The organism is Escherichia sp. Lx600-2 (assembly GCF_036662595.1).
Classification (GTDB): Bacteria; Pseudomonadota; Gammaproteobacteria; order Enterobacterales; family Enterobacteriaceae; genus Escherichia; species Escherichia coli.
The window spans coordinates 1-824 of sequence record NZ_JAYQWM010000245.1 but is presented as its reverse complement, the minus strand read 5'-3'; the positions used below and the strand labels follow the sequence as shown (position 1 = coordinate 824).

General features: G+C 46.2%; 2 protein-coding genes. One reads left to right on the top strand and one right to left on the bottom strand.

The genetic code is table 11. From position 1 onward, the window contains the following. A partial coding sequence (locus OQV04_RS24800; protein WP_332643252.1) for a PTS transporter subunit IIC occupies window positions 1-755 on the top strand: 755 nt, incomplete at its 5' end. Between the two features lie 10 nt (window positions 756-765). Here the strand turns inward: OQV04_RS24800 and OQV04_RS25415 are convergent. Further along, complete coding sequence (locus OQV04_RS25415; RefSeq protein WP_003032489.1) at window positions 766-822, bottom strand: IS1 family transposase; 57 nt, start codon at window positions 820-822, stop codon at window positions 766-768. Window positions 823-824 lie beyond the last annotated feature (2 nt).

The window sequence follows — 824 nt, the reverse complement described above, 5'->3', positions numbered from 1 at the left end:
CAGCTGATAGAAACAGAAGCCACTGGAGCACCTCAAAAACACCATCATACACTAAATCAGTAAGTTGGCAGCATCACTCTGAAAAGCACGATGCTGAAAACCTGAAACTTCCCGGGTGGCTGGCGATTTTTAACCATAACGTAACGGCTATCGCCATTGTGATGACGCTGTTTGTCGGTGGTTTCTTGCTATCAACGGGTATCGATAATGTCCAGTTAATGGCGAAAGGCAAGCCCTGGTACATCTATATCATCAACCTTGGCTTACAGTTCTCCATGTATATGGTCATTCTGCTGCAGGGTGTGCGCATGATGGTGGGCGAAATTAACGGTTCGTTTAAAGGCTGGCAAGATCGCTTTATTCCTAACGCTATTCCTGCTGTCGATGTTGCAGCGCTGTTACCTTTTTCACCCAATGCCGCAACGTTAGGCTTCGTCTTCTGTACTTTTGGCACCATTTTTTCGATGGGGATCTTATTACTGGTTCACAGCCCAATTATGGTATTGCCTGGCTTTGTACCTCTGTTTTTCTCTGGCGGTCCAATTGGCGTATTAGCAAACCGCATGGGCGGATACCGTTCCGTAATTATCTGTACGTTCTTGCTGGGTATTATTCAGACCTTTGGTACGGTGTGGGCTATTCCGTTAACCGGGCTTGCTGAAAATGGCGTCGGCTGGACAGGAATATTTGACTGGGCAACCGTATGGCCTGCTATTTGTGAAGTTCTGAAATTTATCGCTGCAACATTCCGGTAATGACTCCAACTTATTGATAGTGTTTTATGTTCAGATAATGCCCGATGACTTTGTCATGCAGCTCCACCG